9 protein-coding genes are annotated in these 13,984 nt (G+C 46.8%); 3 read left to right on the top strand and 6 right to left on the bottom strand.

Annotated features, from left to right (window positions below; translation table 11 throughout):
• Positions 1-22 precede the first annotated feature (22 nt).
• A complete protein-coding gene (locus ACFS7Z_RS16445) occupies positions 23-2,038 on the top strand; it encodes a tetratricopeptide repeat protein (protein WP_377486790.1) in 2,016 nt (671 codons plus the stop codon).
• Positions 2,039-2,190: 152 nt separating this feature from the next.
• Here the strand turns inward: ACFS7Z_RS16445 and ACFS7Z_RS16440 are convergent, their stop codons facing one another.
• Complete coding sequence (locus ACFS7Z_RS16440; protein ID WP_377486787.1) at positions 2,191-3,201, bottom strand: ScyD/ScyE family protein; 1,011 nt, start codon at positions 3,199-3,201, stop codon at positions 2,191-2,193.
• 395 nt (positions 3,202-3,596) lie between these two features.
• A complete protein-coding gene (locus ACFS7Z_RS16435) occupies positions 3,597-4,121 on the bottom strand; it encodes a YybH family protein (RefSeq protein WP_377486784.1) in 525 nt (174 codons plus the stop codon).
• Between the two features lie 771 nt (positions 4,122-4,892).
• Between ACFS7Z_RS16435 and ACFS7Z_RS16430 the strand changes: the two genes are divergently transcribed.
• Positions 4,893-7,397 (top strand): TonB-dependent receptor domain-containing protein, encoded by a 2,505-nt coding sequence (locus ACFS7Z_RS16430; protein WP_377486782.1) that lies wholly within the window; start codon positions 4,893-4,895, stop codon positions 7,395-7,397.
• A gap of 582 nt (positions 7,398-7,979) precedes the next feature.
• Here the strand turns inward: ACFS7Z_RS16430 and ACFS7Z_RS16425 are convergent.
• Positions 7,980-9,008, bottom strand: a complete 1,029-nt coding sequence (locus ACFS7Z_RS16425; RefSeq protein ID WP_377486780.1) for a ScyD/ScyE family protein — start codon at positions 9,006-9,008, stop codon at positions 7,980-7,982.
• Positions 9,009-9,461: 453 nt separating this feature from the next.
• On the opposite strand from ACFS7Z_RS16425, the gene ypfJ reads away from it, so the two are divergent.
• Positions 9,462-10,364, top strand: a complete 903-nt coding sequence (gene ypfJ / locus ACFS7Z_RS16420; RefSeq protein WP_377486778.1) for a KPN_02809 family neutral zinc metallopeptidase — start codon at positions 9,462-9,464, stop codon at positions 10,362-10,364.
• Between the two features lie 241 nt (positions 10,365-10,605).
• Here the strand turns inward: ypfJ and ACFS7Z_RS16415 are convergent, their stop codons facing one another.
• From ACFS7Z_RS16415 to ACFS7Z_RS16405, 3 genes are all read right to left on the bottom strand, one after another.
• Positions 10,606-11,643 carry an endonuclease/exonuclease/phosphatase family protein gene (locus ACFS7Z_RS16415; RefSeq protein WP_377486776.1) on the bottom strand — a complete coding sequence of 346 codons (1,038 nt, stop codon included), beginning with the start codon at positions 11,641-11,643 and terminating at the stop codon, positions 10,606-10,608.
• A gap of 117 nt (positions 11,644-11,760) precedes the next feature.
• Positions 11,761-12,882, bottom strand: coding sequence for a hypothetical protein (locus tag ACFS7Z_RS16410; RefSeq protein ID WP_377486774.1), 1,122 nt, complete (start codon positions 12,880-12,882; stop codon positions 11,761-11,763).
• A gap of 117 nt (positions 12,883-12,999) precedes the next feature.
• The gene (locus ACFS7Z_RS16405) at positions 13,000-13,617 is read right to left on the bottom strand and encodes a type I restriction-modification system subunit M N-terminal domain-containing protein (protein ID WP_377486772.1); all 618 of its coding nucleotides are present in this window, start codon (positions 13,615-13,617) and stop codon (positions 13,000-13,002) included.
• Positions 13,618-13,984 lie beyond the last annotated feature (367 nt).

The following is a 13,984-nucleotide window of genomic DNA, read 5'->3' as shown; positions in this document are numbered from 1 at the left end:
GCAATTTTTTTGAGAAGCTTTGATGAGAATCACTTTCCTGCTTTTAATATTCCTTTTTACGACACTTCCGGTTGTAGCTCAACAAGCAACTGTTGTTGACAGCCTTAAAAGAGAACTTGCAACTGCAAAACCTGATACTAATCAGGTTAAAGTTCTGATAGAGTTAGATAACCATGGTAATACCATCAATAGTGATACTTTACTTTTATATGCTAATCGAGCTTTGGAACTTTCTAAGAAACTGGATTATGCAAGAGGCGAAGCCAGAAGTTTGTTTTCCTTAGTAAAAATATATTACCTAAAAGGGGATATAACAAGGGCTTTTGAATCGCTTCAACAGTTGTTAGAAGTGAGTCAAACAAATAATTATATAGATGGAATAGTGTTAGCTACTAATTTCTATGGTATTTACTACTTAGAAAATGGAGATTACCAAAATGCGCTAATCCGTTATAAACAAGCCTTAGCACAAATCAGAGAAAGAGAAAATTCTCCCTTTCTTGTAGCCATGCTCATTAACGTGGGGAAAAGTTTTGTAAAGATGAATCAACTGGATTCTGCGTCCATTTATCTTGGGGAAGCCGTCAAGCTTGTTCATGAGGCTCAATTAAAACATAAATTTGCTGGTGAAACTTTGTTGTCTTGGGGAGAGCTTCAGGAAAAGAAGGGGCAGTTCGATCTTGCTATGGCTTATTATCACAAAGCTCTCCCAGTTTTAAGCAAGCAAAATAAAGCGGCTACCTTATCGTGGAGCCATCATGCCATAGCAAAGTTACACAAAGAAAGAGGGCAATTAGATTCTGCTTTTCTTTATGCCAAAAAATCCTACGCCTTTGCAGAGGTGCCCCCTATTCAAGCCGATGTACTGACTGAGCCCAGCTTGCTTTTAAGCGAGTTGTATGAAGGCCAGCATGATCACCAGGAGGCTTTGCAGTATTATAAAATTGCCTCGGCCGCGAAAGACAGCCTGTATAATAAAGAGAGGATGGCAAAAATTTCTAATTTACTCTTCAATGAACAGATTAAAAAGAGAGAGCTGGAGATGTCTCAGAAAGAATACCGCAGCAGGATGAGAATATACGGGCTGCTCTCGGTAATAGGGGTTGTTTTGCTGGTGGCCTTGGTGCTGTTCCTCAACAACCGTCAAAAGCAAAAAGCAAACGCTCTCCTGAAGCAGCAGAAAGAGAAGACAGAGGAAGCTTTACAAGAGCTTAAAACACTCCAGGCGCAGTTGATTCAATCTGAAAAGATGGCCTCTTTAGGAGAACTTACCGCGGGTATTGCCCATGAGATTCAGAATCCGCTGAACTTTGTCAATAATTTTTCGGAGGTGAGTACTGAACTGGTGGAAGAACTGCGGGAAGGCCCTTTCCGTCAACTACCGCAGGAGGTAACAGAAGAAGCCGGAAGCATTCTGGTGAATCTGGAGCAGAACCTGCATAAAATCCACCACCACGGGCGGCGTGCAGACGCCATCGTAAAAAATATGCTTGACCACTCCCCGGCAAGCTCCGGTGAGCGGCAACTTACCAATCTTAACAGGCTGACGGATGAATACTTGGGCCTGGCGTACCATGGCTTTAGGGCCAGAGAGAAGGACTTTGCCTGCACCATTCATACCGATTTTGACCCAAAACTGGAAAATGTGGAGGTGGTGCCCCAGGAACTAGGCCGGGTGCTCCTCAACCTGTTCAATAACGCCTTTTATGCTGTACGGCTGAAGCAGAAGTATAACCCGGATGGATATATACCTAAAGTGGAAGTGCAGACGCTCTGTAAGGAGGGGCAGGTTGAAATCCGGGTAAAAGACAATGGGGTTGGAATGTCTGACACTGTGAAAAACAAGATCTTCCAGCCCTTCTTTACCACCAAGGCTACTGGTCAGGGTATAGGTCTGGGTCTGTCGCTCAGTTATGACATCATCACCAAAGGCCATCGTGGAGAACTGCAGGTGCAAACAGCAGAAGGAGAGTACACAGAAATGATTGTCAAGCTTCCACATAAATCCACTGCTATTGTTCAACCAGCATTAATGTAAATAAGCTATAGTTTTTCAGTTGCTATGTAGCAGACACTACCATCAAATAGCAAATCTGAAGAAAACAGAGCATTAGGGGAGAACGCAAACAAAAGCCGCTACAGCAAAAGAGCTTTCTTTCGCTGTAGCGGCTTTTACTTATATTACCTGAATCAGAATGTCACTCTTATTATTTTTCCTTCCGCCAGGTTCGACACATAGGCCACTCTTGGGCCAACCAGTTCCATATCAGCGGCAGTTGTTAGCCCGCTATGCTGCATTGTTGTTTGTGTTTCGGTGGCTTGTATGATTTGTCCTGTGCCTGGTATCCAGCCAGTAGGGCCAAACTCTGCGAATTGCAAAACAAGCGGCCTTTTATTTGCAGGTATCTCAATGTCCACCAGTGTTGTGAGTCCATCCTGGTAAACAGATTGATTTCCGTCTAAGTCAACTTCATATATCGTTGCCAGTCCCTCCAGAAAAGGAAAGCCGGTCAGTGTAGTTACCAGGAAACGGTCTTTGTCGAAAACAATTCCGGTAGGAACAGGGTCAATTTGCGGAGGACCAACATTGGTGGGGTTCGTAATTGGAGCAAACTCTGTGAAAATACTCAGTTCACTTGTCTGCGAATCACGGCGAATGATGGCGTTTGCGCCAGCATCTACAATGTATAATTCACCCCCAGGCCCCATTGCCATTTTGTAGGCGTTTGATTCATGATAACCCAGGTTCAGTATAAACGGCCTGATCTCCTGGTACTCCAGTTCGCTTGCCTGCATCGGTGCGTCGCCAGGCATAAAGTTTGACACGTCTGCTTTATATAGCCTTCCTGATACTCCATTCAAAATCCAGAGGGTTCCATTGTCATACAACAGGTGATTCAGGCCTGAAGGGAGCCCCTGCGGATCAGAGACGGATACAAACCCTTCTAACACGGTATGAACCTGTCCGTTTGGTAAAACAACAGACACCTGTCCATCATTCATGCCTGTTCCGGCTTCGGCCACCCATAGTCTTTGGTATTTGTCTAAGTCTATCCCAAGGGGAGTAGCCAGCCCTGTTGCAAATTCTTTTGTTCCTGGTTCGTGCGGTTTTGGCTCTTCCAGGTAATCCCTGAGATGATCACAGGAGCTCAAAGCAAAAAAGACTAAAATCAGGAGAAGTGGGGAAGTTAATTTTCTCATAGCCAGAAAGTTTGATGGTTTATAATTTGCTAGCTTTACGGAAGCGAAAATAGGATGTTTTCTCAATTCATGTAACTTAATTATCTGAATAAGTACATTCTGTGTTAACTTCTCCTGGCCCATAAATTGTTTATGAAGAAGTAAAAAATTATGCCCATGCCGGATGATTGGATATAATTTTTCTCCGTAAAAATGGTGCATGCGTGGAGGCTGTTCATCTATTTATACACTCCTTACCTATTGCTTCACCAACTGCCTGTGCTCCATGACTGGGGTAGGGGTCTTACCAGTATAGTGGTAGTGGTAGTTCCTTCTATGGAAAAGATCTTTTCTTGGGGAGATAGGTAAAAAGATAAAACTGCAGATTTACGGCAGCGGAGGCATGATGTGGTGGGTTAATTGTTTTGAGAAGGTGGGGGTGGTAATTGTGACTCGCTCACCGGGGCATCCCATACTGCTCTCCAGTGACCATCCTTCCTTTCCCAGACCACAACATAGTTCCCCTCATCCTGTATAGGGGGTATGGGTGAATTTTCGTTCGGGGTAAAGCTGAGTTTGAAAGTGCCACGCTCTACTGCTAAATCGCCGCTGTGCTTTACTTCCTGCGTCTTCACATCAAATTTAAGATGACCGTTTTGCACCATCTGCTCCCAGAAACCCTTGAATTCTTCTTTGCCCTCTATAAGAGGCTGATGTGGTACCAGCTGAACGAGGTCATCAGCAAAAACGGTGGCTACTGAATCTACCAGGCCTGCCCTGTACCAGTCTTCTACCTGTGCATTCTTCTCCTCAATAATCTGCCTGACATTATCTGAATCACCTGCCGAGAGTGGCGCTTTAGATGCTGATGGCTCCTGGCAACCGGAGGAGCCGGCAAACACCACCAGCGCAGTAATGTAAAAGAAGATCTGATTTTTCATGAGGGTGGCTTTAGATGAAGCAGTACGTTACTTCAGTCGTATTGGGTTGTATACGTTCAACTGTGCGAAAAGTCCAATACAGTGTAGGTAACAGCCTGTTTGTGTCTGGGGTAAGGACTATACTGCTAACCTCAGTAAATGCGATAGCCGGATTGCCATTTCGAACATGCCTGAGACATGAGTCGAAAGGGAACTGCGAAGCAGGGTCATACCTGGCAGATTGCGGGAGCATTTTAGTTAACCTCATTTCTCACTGCATTACCAATATTAGCTCTAACTGAGGCCACTAGTGGCAGGGCTTCTTAAGCGGCCGCACTTTTTCCTGATAACTTACTTAATGCACCTAATGCACCAGATTTGCCCTTTCTGTAGAAAAACCTGAGCTTATTATTGTATCTATCGCAGGAATTTTGTAATTATACTTCTTCGCACTTCTCCACTCCGGGACAATTCATAAGCGCAACGCGCAGACTAATGGATTGTGTGACTTGAGCATATGGCTTATCATCTTAGCTAAATTTCAAAACCAACCAATTCATCAGAAGCAATCTTCCCTTAAGAGCTTCATTCAGCACGCGGGCAAACGCTTTGTGCTGCATGGCACAGGCTATCGCATCAACACAAACCCAAACTGGCAGGTCGGTATAAGACTTTCAGAGCTTCCTGCTTTGTAGAATAGGGGTATCGTGCAGGTGCTTAGAGCTCTTAATCTGCTCCTGTGCCAGCTGTACTGTCTGTCAGAAATGGTTGCTCTATTTATTTCTATCTTCTATGAAAAGACTTTTCCTTTCCCCCACATTCAGCGCATCGCGCGCGAGGCGTATTTTGCTACACCTGTTCGTTTTCTCCTGGAACGGGAGAAACATGCACTGGCTCTGGCTGCTGGTTATCACAGCAACTACCGGTTTTGGTCAGTCCCGCATCAGCGGTCAGGTGCAGGGGGAGGAGGGGAGTCCGCTGCCTTTCGCAACCGTACTGCTGCTATCATCCAAGGATTCCTCCGTGGTAAGTGGCGCTATCACGACAGAAGCCGGGGACTATGTGGTCGAAAAAGTGGGAAATGGTTCCTACTGCATAGCTGCCTCCATGGTAGGCTACCATAAAGTATATTCTGCCCACTTTGTGGTGTCAGAGACCAACCAGAGCCTTCGCTTACCCCTGCTTGTCGCCCGGATAGATGCGCGGCAACTGAATGAGGTAATCGTTACAGCTCAGAAGCCACTCTTTGAGCAGCAGCTGGACCGGCTGGTCGTTAACGTGCAGAGCAGTATTACGGCAGCCGGTGCCACTGCCCTGGAGGTGCTGGAACGCTCGCCGGGCATATTGGTTAACCGCCAGGACAACACGCTCTCTCTGCTGGGAAAAGCAGGTGTCGTGGTGATGGTGAACGGGAAAATTACGCGCCTGCCGGCCGAGGCTGTGCTGCAAATGCTGGCGGGAATGAACGCCGGAAACATCGAGAAGATAGAACTGTACACCACACCCCCTGCCAGCTTTGATGCGGAGGGTACCGGAGGTGTTGTGAACATCGTTCTCAAACAGAACCAGGAATACGGCACCAATGGCGCTTACTCCCTTACCATGGGCTACGGCTGGTACGCAAGACCAGGCGCAACGTTTAACATCAACCACCGCAAAGAGAAACTGAACCTTTTTGCGGACGGCTCTTTCCTCTGGGACCATTACTGGTTTTCTGCCTACACTAACCGAAGCTTCCTTCACCATGGTGAGCGTGTGCGAAGCAGTACGCACTCTGACCGGGACACACACCACATGACGTATAATGCGCGCCTCGGGTTTGAGTACAGTTTGGGTGCTAACACCAGCCTCAACGGACTTGTAGCGGGCTTTAATAACCGTGCGGAGCAGTTTGCCCGTAACAAGGCCGAAATTTACCATGCAGAGGCCTTGAGCACGTCCATCCACATCAAAGACCATGAAATCAACAACTGGCGCCACCTGATGGGCAACCTGAACCTGCAGCATGCCTTTGCTGACAAGAGCCGCCTGACACTGGACCTGGATTACCTGCTCTATCACCACCGCAACCCGCACTGGTACGAGAACCAGTACCAATACTGGCCTGAGGGAACGGAGCAACTGGAGTTAATGAATGCTACAAAGCGAACTCCGATTCACATCTGGGTGGGCAAAGCCGACTATAACTGGGAGGTCAATGAGAAGTTAGCGATGGAAACTGGTGTTAAAGGCACCTGGTCTACATTCCGGAATGATGTGCTGCTGGAAAAGCTTGTTGACACGGAGTGGCAGCCGCAAGATGAATTCAGCCAGGATGTAAACATGCGCGAAGATATTGGTGCTGCTTATTTGAATAGCCGCTATCAGTTAGACGCTCGTACCAAGCTTCAGGCCGGCTTGCGCTGGGAGTACACGCAAACTGATCTGACTTCTGAAGCAGGGGAAAACATTTTGAACCGCCGCTATCACAATTTTTTCCCGAGCCTGTTTTTGTCCCGGGATTTAAATGAAAACAACAGCTTACAACTATCTTATAGCCGTCGCATCACCAGGCCTACATATGGTAACCTCGCGCCTTTTGTTACCTTTTTAGATCCGAATAGCTCCATGTTCGGCAATTCCTCTTTGCGGCCCGCCATTTCCGACGCAGTGCAGGCTGTATACCAATGGAAGAACTCCTACACAGTCACCCTCCAATACAGTCACGACAAAGATGCACTCAGCTGGACAATGGTAGTGGATCCCCAGCAGAACAAGCAGTATGTATACACAGAAAATATAAAGGGTATTACGACCTACTCACTGAGCATGAACCTTCCGGTTACCCTCACCGAGTGGTGGCAAACGCAGAACAGCCTGATGGGCAACTGGCAACAGAATGAAACAAACTATCAGGGCGAAAACCTTCAGGTTGAAGGGTATACAGGTCAGGTAAATTCCACGCACACCTTTACGCTTCCACGGGATTTTTCGGTTGAGGCGTCTGGACTTTACAAATCACCCTCTTTCATGAGCGTGCTGCGGTTCAGGTCCTTCGGTTCCGTTAATTTGGGCTTGCAGAAGAAGCTGAAGAACGAAGGAGGCACTTTCCGTTTAACGGTAACAGACCTATTCTGGACTATGCGTATGGAAGCAGTGAATGATGTGCCTGCCATGAACCTGTATCAGAATATTGGTTTTCTTCAAGAACCGCGGGTACTCCGACTTACCTACTCCCGCAACTTTGGCAACAAGCAGGTGAAAGCGCAAAAAGAACGCGCCACAGGCTCAGAAGAAGAAAGGAAGCGGGCAAATTAAAGCCCCTTTCCGTGTCTGGTACCTTTCACATCTCTTTCACCGGCGCAGTTTTTTGAACTTGTGTCGTTAATTGATAACGGGTTTGAACGTGACTAGGCCAGCGGTCCCAAAACAGTAGACACGAGCTAAAACGCTCTCGCCATTTTCAGGGTTAAAACAGAATGAACCGGCCCTTACCCGGGAGTGCTGAAGTGCTTTGCAGCCAAGGTGAAAAACACATCTACTAATAGTATTTACCTAAGCCTCTGTTGTGTTGTGGCTAAGGGTAGAGAATGTCATATTGTAGTGGTTTTAGCAGCCCATTTATGTGTCTTCAGTGGAAAGAAGCCCTGAAACTGACGGGAGATTTTTCATTAGGCTTCTCTACACGCGGACAAAGATGTTTGCAGCTTGTTTGGTTCCGCACAAGGATGTCAGGAACGGCGTTCAGCTTTTAGCCAGACGGCTGGGGTGTGATGACCAGCTGGCAAGTTCTTGTAGAAAACAAACAACAACTGCAGCAGTTTCCTAAACCTGACGGCATCAGGGGTAAGGAAGGGCAAACTTCCCACACCTAAAGGAAACTGCAACAGCCTGTTTATTTTATAATATGGCTTTCTGTATTAATCCATCAAAGGTCTGGGCGACATAGTATGTTTTGGCGCCGCTTCGCTCAATAGAGTTGGGGAAGTTCAAACCAGTCACTAAACGCGTATTTTTCTCCTGGGTGGAGCGTACGATGGTGCCTGAGTTCTCTAAAAATGTTTCGCCGGTCCAGGTGCCATACTCCAGCACAACAGGCTTTTTATCCATGCCCAGTTCTATATCTGTAATGTTCTTAAGGCCAGTAGAGTAAACAGATGTGTTACCCTGGAGGTCTACTTCGTAAATGGTGGCTTGTTGCTGGGGGAAAGGGAACCCGGTAAAGGTGCTGACCAGGAACCGCTGCCCGTCAAAAACGATACCGGTGGGTACAGACTCTACCTGCGCCGGATCTCCGCCTGGATTAGGAATAGGAGGGACGACAGCGAATATGCTCAACTCTCCGGTGCCATTCTTCCGGCGGATAATGGCGTTGGCCCCTGCATCCACTATATAAAGGTCTCCCTCCGGCCCAGTGGTCAGGTTGAAGAGGTCAGATTCATTGGTGTCGTCCTCAAATTCATAGGCTTTTACAAAAGTACCCAGGTCTTCATATTCCAGTTCGCTTGCCTGCAGGGGAGCGTCGCCTGGCTGAAAGGAAGAAACGTCGAATTTATACAGCTTTCCTTCTACACCGTGCAGCATCCAGAGGGTGTTGCCCCGCAGGATGAGGTGGTTAAGCCCATAAACAGCGCCTTCCGGACTGAGGCCAGAGGGGAAGCCCGTTACCACCGGGTACACCGTTCCCTGTGGCGTTACCAGCGAAAGCTGCCCGTCATCTGCAAGGCCTGTCCCTGCCTCTGTCACCCACAACCGCCCCTGGGCATCAGTTTCTATTCCTATCGGTGCCGTTAGCCCGGACGCAAAAGGAGTTACCAGCGGCTTGTTGGGGTGCGGCTTGTCAAGGTCTATTAAATCCGGAAGGTGCTCACAGCCTGTAGTGCAGGCAAGTAATATAAATGATAGGAAAATGTGGAGATGCTTCTTCATAGTTTTAGAATTAGGCAGATACTGCTCGTGGTACATGTTAACAGGCAAAGTATCCTTATCCGGAGCGGCTTGCAATACTGATTTTTCAGTATTTGAACAGGCCAGCCTTCAAACATTTTCGGAAGCGCCTGTACTGAGCCGGTTTTGCCTGCTATCAGCGGCAAGTTTAAACCTGTACCAGGACAAGACCGGCCAGGGCATCCGGACCAGCAGCTACACGCTACATATCTGTCCGCACAAATTCCGGTGATGATGGAGGCACCGTATGGGGAACAGTTAAATAAATGTATTGACAGCTCATCTGCACAACGCTATAGGCCTGCTGGAAGAATGCGTGCATCTAAGTGAAGCCGCCTACCGTTATAGTGTCCGGATAAGGATATGAACGCTGGGCCTGGCAAGGCGGGAAAGAAGCAAACCTTACCACCCATCACTTCTTTAAAAAACATATCTATGAAATGGCAAGGCAGAAGAAAAAGCAGCAATATAGAAGACCGTAGAGGAAGATCAGCAGGCGGTTTCGGGGGTGGTGGCAGAGGCATCAGTCCGATGCTGCTTGTACCTTTGTTCCGGCTCCTCTTCTCGAAAGTGGGGCTGATTATTGTGGCGGTGCTGGTGGCGGTGATGTTCCTGACAGGGACCAACCCCCTGACCTTCCTGCAGCAGTTTGTGGGCGGGGAGCCGCAGTATGCACAGTCAGCCAGTTACCAGCCAAGCCCGGAAGAGCAGGCGCTGGCCGATCAGACGGCCGTTGTGCTGGCAGATACCGAAGATGTCTGGAACAGGATGTTAGAAGGGTACAGGGAACCTACCCTGGTGCTGTTTTCGGGGCAGGTAAACTCGGCCTGTGGGCTTGCTTCTTCAGCCACTGGACCTTTTTACTGCCCCGGCGATGAAAAACTGTACATCGATCTAAGCTTTTTTGAAGAAATGGAACGCAAGCTGGGTGCCGGAGGAGACTTTGCGCAGGCCTATGTGGTGGGCCATGAGGTGGGGCACCATGTGCAGAACCTCACGGGTACAATGGAGCAGGTAAACGCCATGCGGGGCCAGCTTTCCGAAGTGGAATTTAACAAGCTTATGGTAAGAGTAGAGCTACAGGCTGATTTCTATGCCGGTGTGTGGGCGCATCATACCCAAAAAACGAAAGGATTTCTGGAGCCCGGCGACCTGGAAGAAGCCCTGAATGCAGCCAGTGCCATCGGCGATGACCGCCTTCAAAAGCAAGCCACAGGAAGAGTGGTGCCGGACTCCTTCACACACGGCACCTCGGCCCAAAGAGTCCGCTGGTTTAGAAAAGGCTTCGAGACCGGCGATTTGTCACAGGGCGACACCTTTAACGCCACCGATTTATAGATCAACAGCTTAACCGCTGTATACCAGTAGTAAAATAAAAAGCCTCTCCGGAAAACGGGGAGGCTTTTTACATCCTGAAAGGTATCTGCTAGTGCGAGCTTGCAGCTCGTACTGCTAATTATTTAAACGGTTTAGCTGCAAGGGTGAAAAGGAGCACGAGCTGCAAGCTTACGCCAGAGGGATACTGCTGGCGCTATGCTTCAGCCAGTTCATCTCAACCAGGTTGTAATCTTTCCTGAAATTAATAGGGTGTCATGTTATTATCGAACAGATGAATATTGGCGACAACCTGCCCATGGTCCGAAACATAAAAAGGTTTTTTATTCATCGAAATAGTTTTGTCAATAATATGATCATTGTACAGGCGCACGTCCATAATGCGGCCTATCTTGTTGTTGTTTAACTCAGCAAAATGGTTGCTTACAAAGATATTATCGAGACTTTCGTAATGGCCGTTGTGAATGTAGGTATAATGAAAGTTTTCGATGCTTTTTCTTGCTTGTATATGTTTACAATTCTGAAATACATACTTCCATTTATCAAACCTGACATCATCCGGTAACTTACGGTAAGGAGGCTCACCGATAATAACCTGGTTGGTAACGGAAGTATCGCTATCATTTAAATCACCCAGAACAATAATGGGCCTGTCCTCATTCAGGCGAATGTCTTCAGAGAGTAACTGCCTGACGCCGCACGCTTCAATTCCTCTGCGTAGCAGGGAGCGAACGCTCCCTTTGGCTATATCGGTATAGGTTGCCTCGTCGCGGTCCAGGTCTTCCGGGAGAATGGGTCGTTTTGACTTTAAGTGGAGGACATAAACCAGCACCGAAAGCGTATTGCTCAGTTGCAGTTCCGCTCTTATTACGCCTCTTGAAAATCGTTTGATAGGAATAGGAATGCGTATGCCCTCCAGAACCTGCTCTATTTTTTCTTCGTCGAAAAACAGAAACTCGAAGGGTATTTCTTCCACTACCTGTGCACTCATTATCGGGAACGTACTCAGAATAGCATTTACCGGACCAATGCCATTAGGCTTCGCTACAAACAGATGCGCGTTTTCATATGGGGTGCCGGCAATACAATCTAATAAAGCCTGCTCTTCAAATATTTCCTGAAAGCCAACAACTTCAGCATCCATTTTTAATAACTGTTCCCTGACCCAGGCAACTTTTAAGGTATACTGTTCCTGCGTATAACGAGGCCTGGTATCATTATAAATCGGTTTCTCTGCGGTAATGAGGTTTTCGACATTAAAGGTGGCGATAGAGAATTTCATAAATCCGTTTTTTGGACTGTTCTTAACAGGGCTTACGGAAAAGGAGAAGCTTAAGAGATAAATTTGTCGTTGTGAGGTAGTAGCACCAACAGCAAGTTGTTAGGAAAAAGCAACCTATCAATGCCAACCAAAATCTACTTTATTATTGTTAAGCTTAATGCCTTTGCTTTCCGCGATATCTTTGATGGCCTCTGAAAATTTAAGCGGTTTATATTTAAACCTGCTTTCGGTTGATAGGCCAAATAGCCGCCTAAATCGGGCTTCTGTCTCTCCGGAATCCTCTGGGTTATAAACGATAATGTTCCGAATTCTATTCTTGCTGATTGTCCCCAAGGCAAATAAATACCTGAAGAAAGAGTCGCTCTCAGGCAGGGAATAGCCAAATATATAAATGTTTTGTGCATTACTTAATTTATCAGCAGCAGCTTCCCACACTTTCGTTAACTGACCATGATATTCTGTCTTGTTCCAGGTAGGGGGAATAATAACAGTCTCAAGATTCTTGTGCTCATTTGCGCCTGCCATATTCAAGTATCTATCAATATCGAAGGGATACTTCTCGTTCTCTTTGTATCTTTTATTATCAAAATCGTTTTGGATGTATCTTGTGGCATCTTCAAGAGAATGAAAATTTATTTCCTTTGTCTGACTGTTCGCGTTTGTGTACCAGTTAATAGAGCCGTGTAATTTTAGAAGGTTAAAATTTTCAGTATCATCATCCAATCTGTAATTTACCTTTGTGTTATAAAAAGCTAAAGCTAATTCTAACCCTAAATCATAATTAAACGTCAGCACTGAGGCACCGTAAGCCTTTTTATTGATCAGTAATTCTGCAAACTGGCTATAGCTTTCAGACGATTTAAACGTCGGTATATTTTGATAGCCCGTTTTTATTACAAAAGGAAATAACATTGACTGTATCAATGTTCTGGATATCAGTGTTGTCAAGGCTTCTTTGTATTTCGCAACATCTTGTGATTTAGAGGTTAAGCGACCGAGGATGATGCCCATCTCAATAGCACCGAAGAGGGATTCTATATTGTTGAGGTCCAGCTGGGCTTTTGAGTGAACGATCTGAAGTTCACTTATTAGGTCAAATACAAGTTCAATCTTTTCTTGATCCTCTTTAAATACTCCCTGACGGAGCAGATCTTCGGCCACATCTAAAAAGTTATTCATTAGAGGAGCGCCCGATTCAAAAGATGCGCCTGCACCTAATATATAAACATCACCATTCATGGCATTTGGATTTATAACTATTTAAAACAATATATCAATTGCCACAAAAAAAGAAAACCTTAATTGCTGGACTTGGCCTTTCAGCGCCTCCAGCATCGTCGTGAGCAAGCGCTACACTTAGCACGGTGTAAAGAACTGCCCCGCATCGGAGCCTTCGGCCATGGCAAACTTGCCGATGTAATATTCATACACGCGGCCGTAGATGTCGGATTCAGGGTTATTTATCTCGGAGAACTTCTCTTTGGAGAACAGGTAGATAAGCCCCGCCACCTGCGTAGGGGAGAGCTGACTTTTCACGAAAATTGGCTCCAGCACCCATTTGTAGTCGGGGTTGCGTTTGGCCAGCAGCTCATCGAGCAGCACAAACGCCTGGTCCACCTTTACTTTAATGTCGTCCTGCTCGGCGTTCTCGCGCAGGTACTCCCAGGTGGATTCCTTTGGCAAGCGGTACACGTTCTTTACCTGGTACTCCAGCTCGTCTTCCAGCACCTGCGCCTGCTCGTGCTTTTCTATGTTATAGTAGTCGCTTTCGGGGTCGGAGAAGGAGAGCTGCAGCTCCTGTTTGCGCACTTCGTAGCGCTCGGAGAGGTGCTTCACAAACAGCAGCGAGAGCACGTAATCCTTGTACTGGTTTTCAGCTACAGCGCCACGCAACTCGTTGGCAGCATACCAAAGTTCATTTTCAAAATTTATATCCGCCTTGGGTTTGGCGGTAGGGGTAGTATTCTTAGCCATGTAATTTACTCGGTGTTTTAACAAAGGCTTAAGGTAGGAAATTTGCCGCGAAATGCTAGAGTGATATAGACATATTTTAATGTTCTATAAAATTAAAATTAAGCAAGATTTAAAACATGTTGGATTAAAAGCTGATAGTCTGTAATTACCGCTGAAACGTCTGTTTTTATCCCTCCGGAAAAAGGAGCAGATACTTTGACTTGCCACTAACGAGTATGCCAGGCGAGCATTGGAAAGCAGGTGAGCACGGTAAGAGGAGAAACCCCGGCAGGAAAAGCCATGGGTAGTGCCGGGCATAGAAAGCAACAGCCGCCCGGGCTATGGTAGTCCGGGCGGCTGTTACTGTTACTGTTACTGTTACTGTTAC

This window comes from Pontibacter toksunensis, from assembly GCF_042686245.1.
GTDB classification, from domain to species: domain Bacteria; phylum Bacteroidota; class Bacteroidia; order Cytophagales; family Hymenobacteraceae; genus Pontibacter; species Pontibacter toksunensis.
The sequence above is the reverse complement of the archived record's forward strand: the minus strand, read 5'-3'. Positions and strand labels throughout refer to the sequence as shown.

What these genes read in the sequence shown, in the direction of transcription:
- ACFS7Z_RS16405 (WP_377486772.1), bottom strand. Translation starts at nt 13,617, where the DNA reads ATGGCTAAGAATACTACCCCTACCGCCAAACCCAAGGCGGATATAAAT.
- ACFS7Z_RS16440 (WP_377486787.1), bottom strand. Translation starts at nt 3,201, where the DNA reads ATGAGAAAATTAACTTCCCCACTTCTCCTGATTTTAGTCTTTTTTGCT.
- ACFS7Z_RS16445 (WP_377486790.1), top strand. Translation starts at nt 23, where the DNA reads ATGAGAATCACTTTCCTGCTTTTAATATTCCTTTTTACGACACTTCCG.
- ACFS7Z_RS16425 (WP_377486780.1), bottom strand. Translation starts at nt 9,008, where the DNA reads ATGAAGAAGCATCTCCACATTTTCCTATCATTTATATTACTTGCCTGC.
- ACFS7Z_RS16435 (WP_377486784.1), bottom strand. Translation starts at nt 4,121, where the DNA reads ATGAAAAATCAGATCTTCTTTTACATTACTGCGCTGGTGGTGTTTGCC.
- ACFS7Z_RS16430 (WP_377486782.1), top strand. Translation starts at nt 4,893, where the DNA reads ATGAAAAGACTTTTCCTTTCCCCCACATTCAGCGCATCGCGCGCGAGG.
- ypfJ (WP_377486778.1), top strand. Translation starts at nt 9,462, where the DNA reads ATGAAATGGCAAGGCAGAAGAAAAAGCAGCAATATAGAAGACCGTAGA.
- ACFS7Z_RS16410 (WP_377486774.1), bottom strand. Translation starts at nt 12,882, where the DNA reads ATGAATGGTGATGTTTATATATTAGGTGCAGGCGCATCTTTTGAATCG.
- ACFS7Z_RS16415 (WP_377486776.1), bottom strand. Translation starts at nt 11,643, where the DNA reads ATGAAATTCTCTATCGCCACCTTTAATGTCGAAAACCTCATTACCGCA.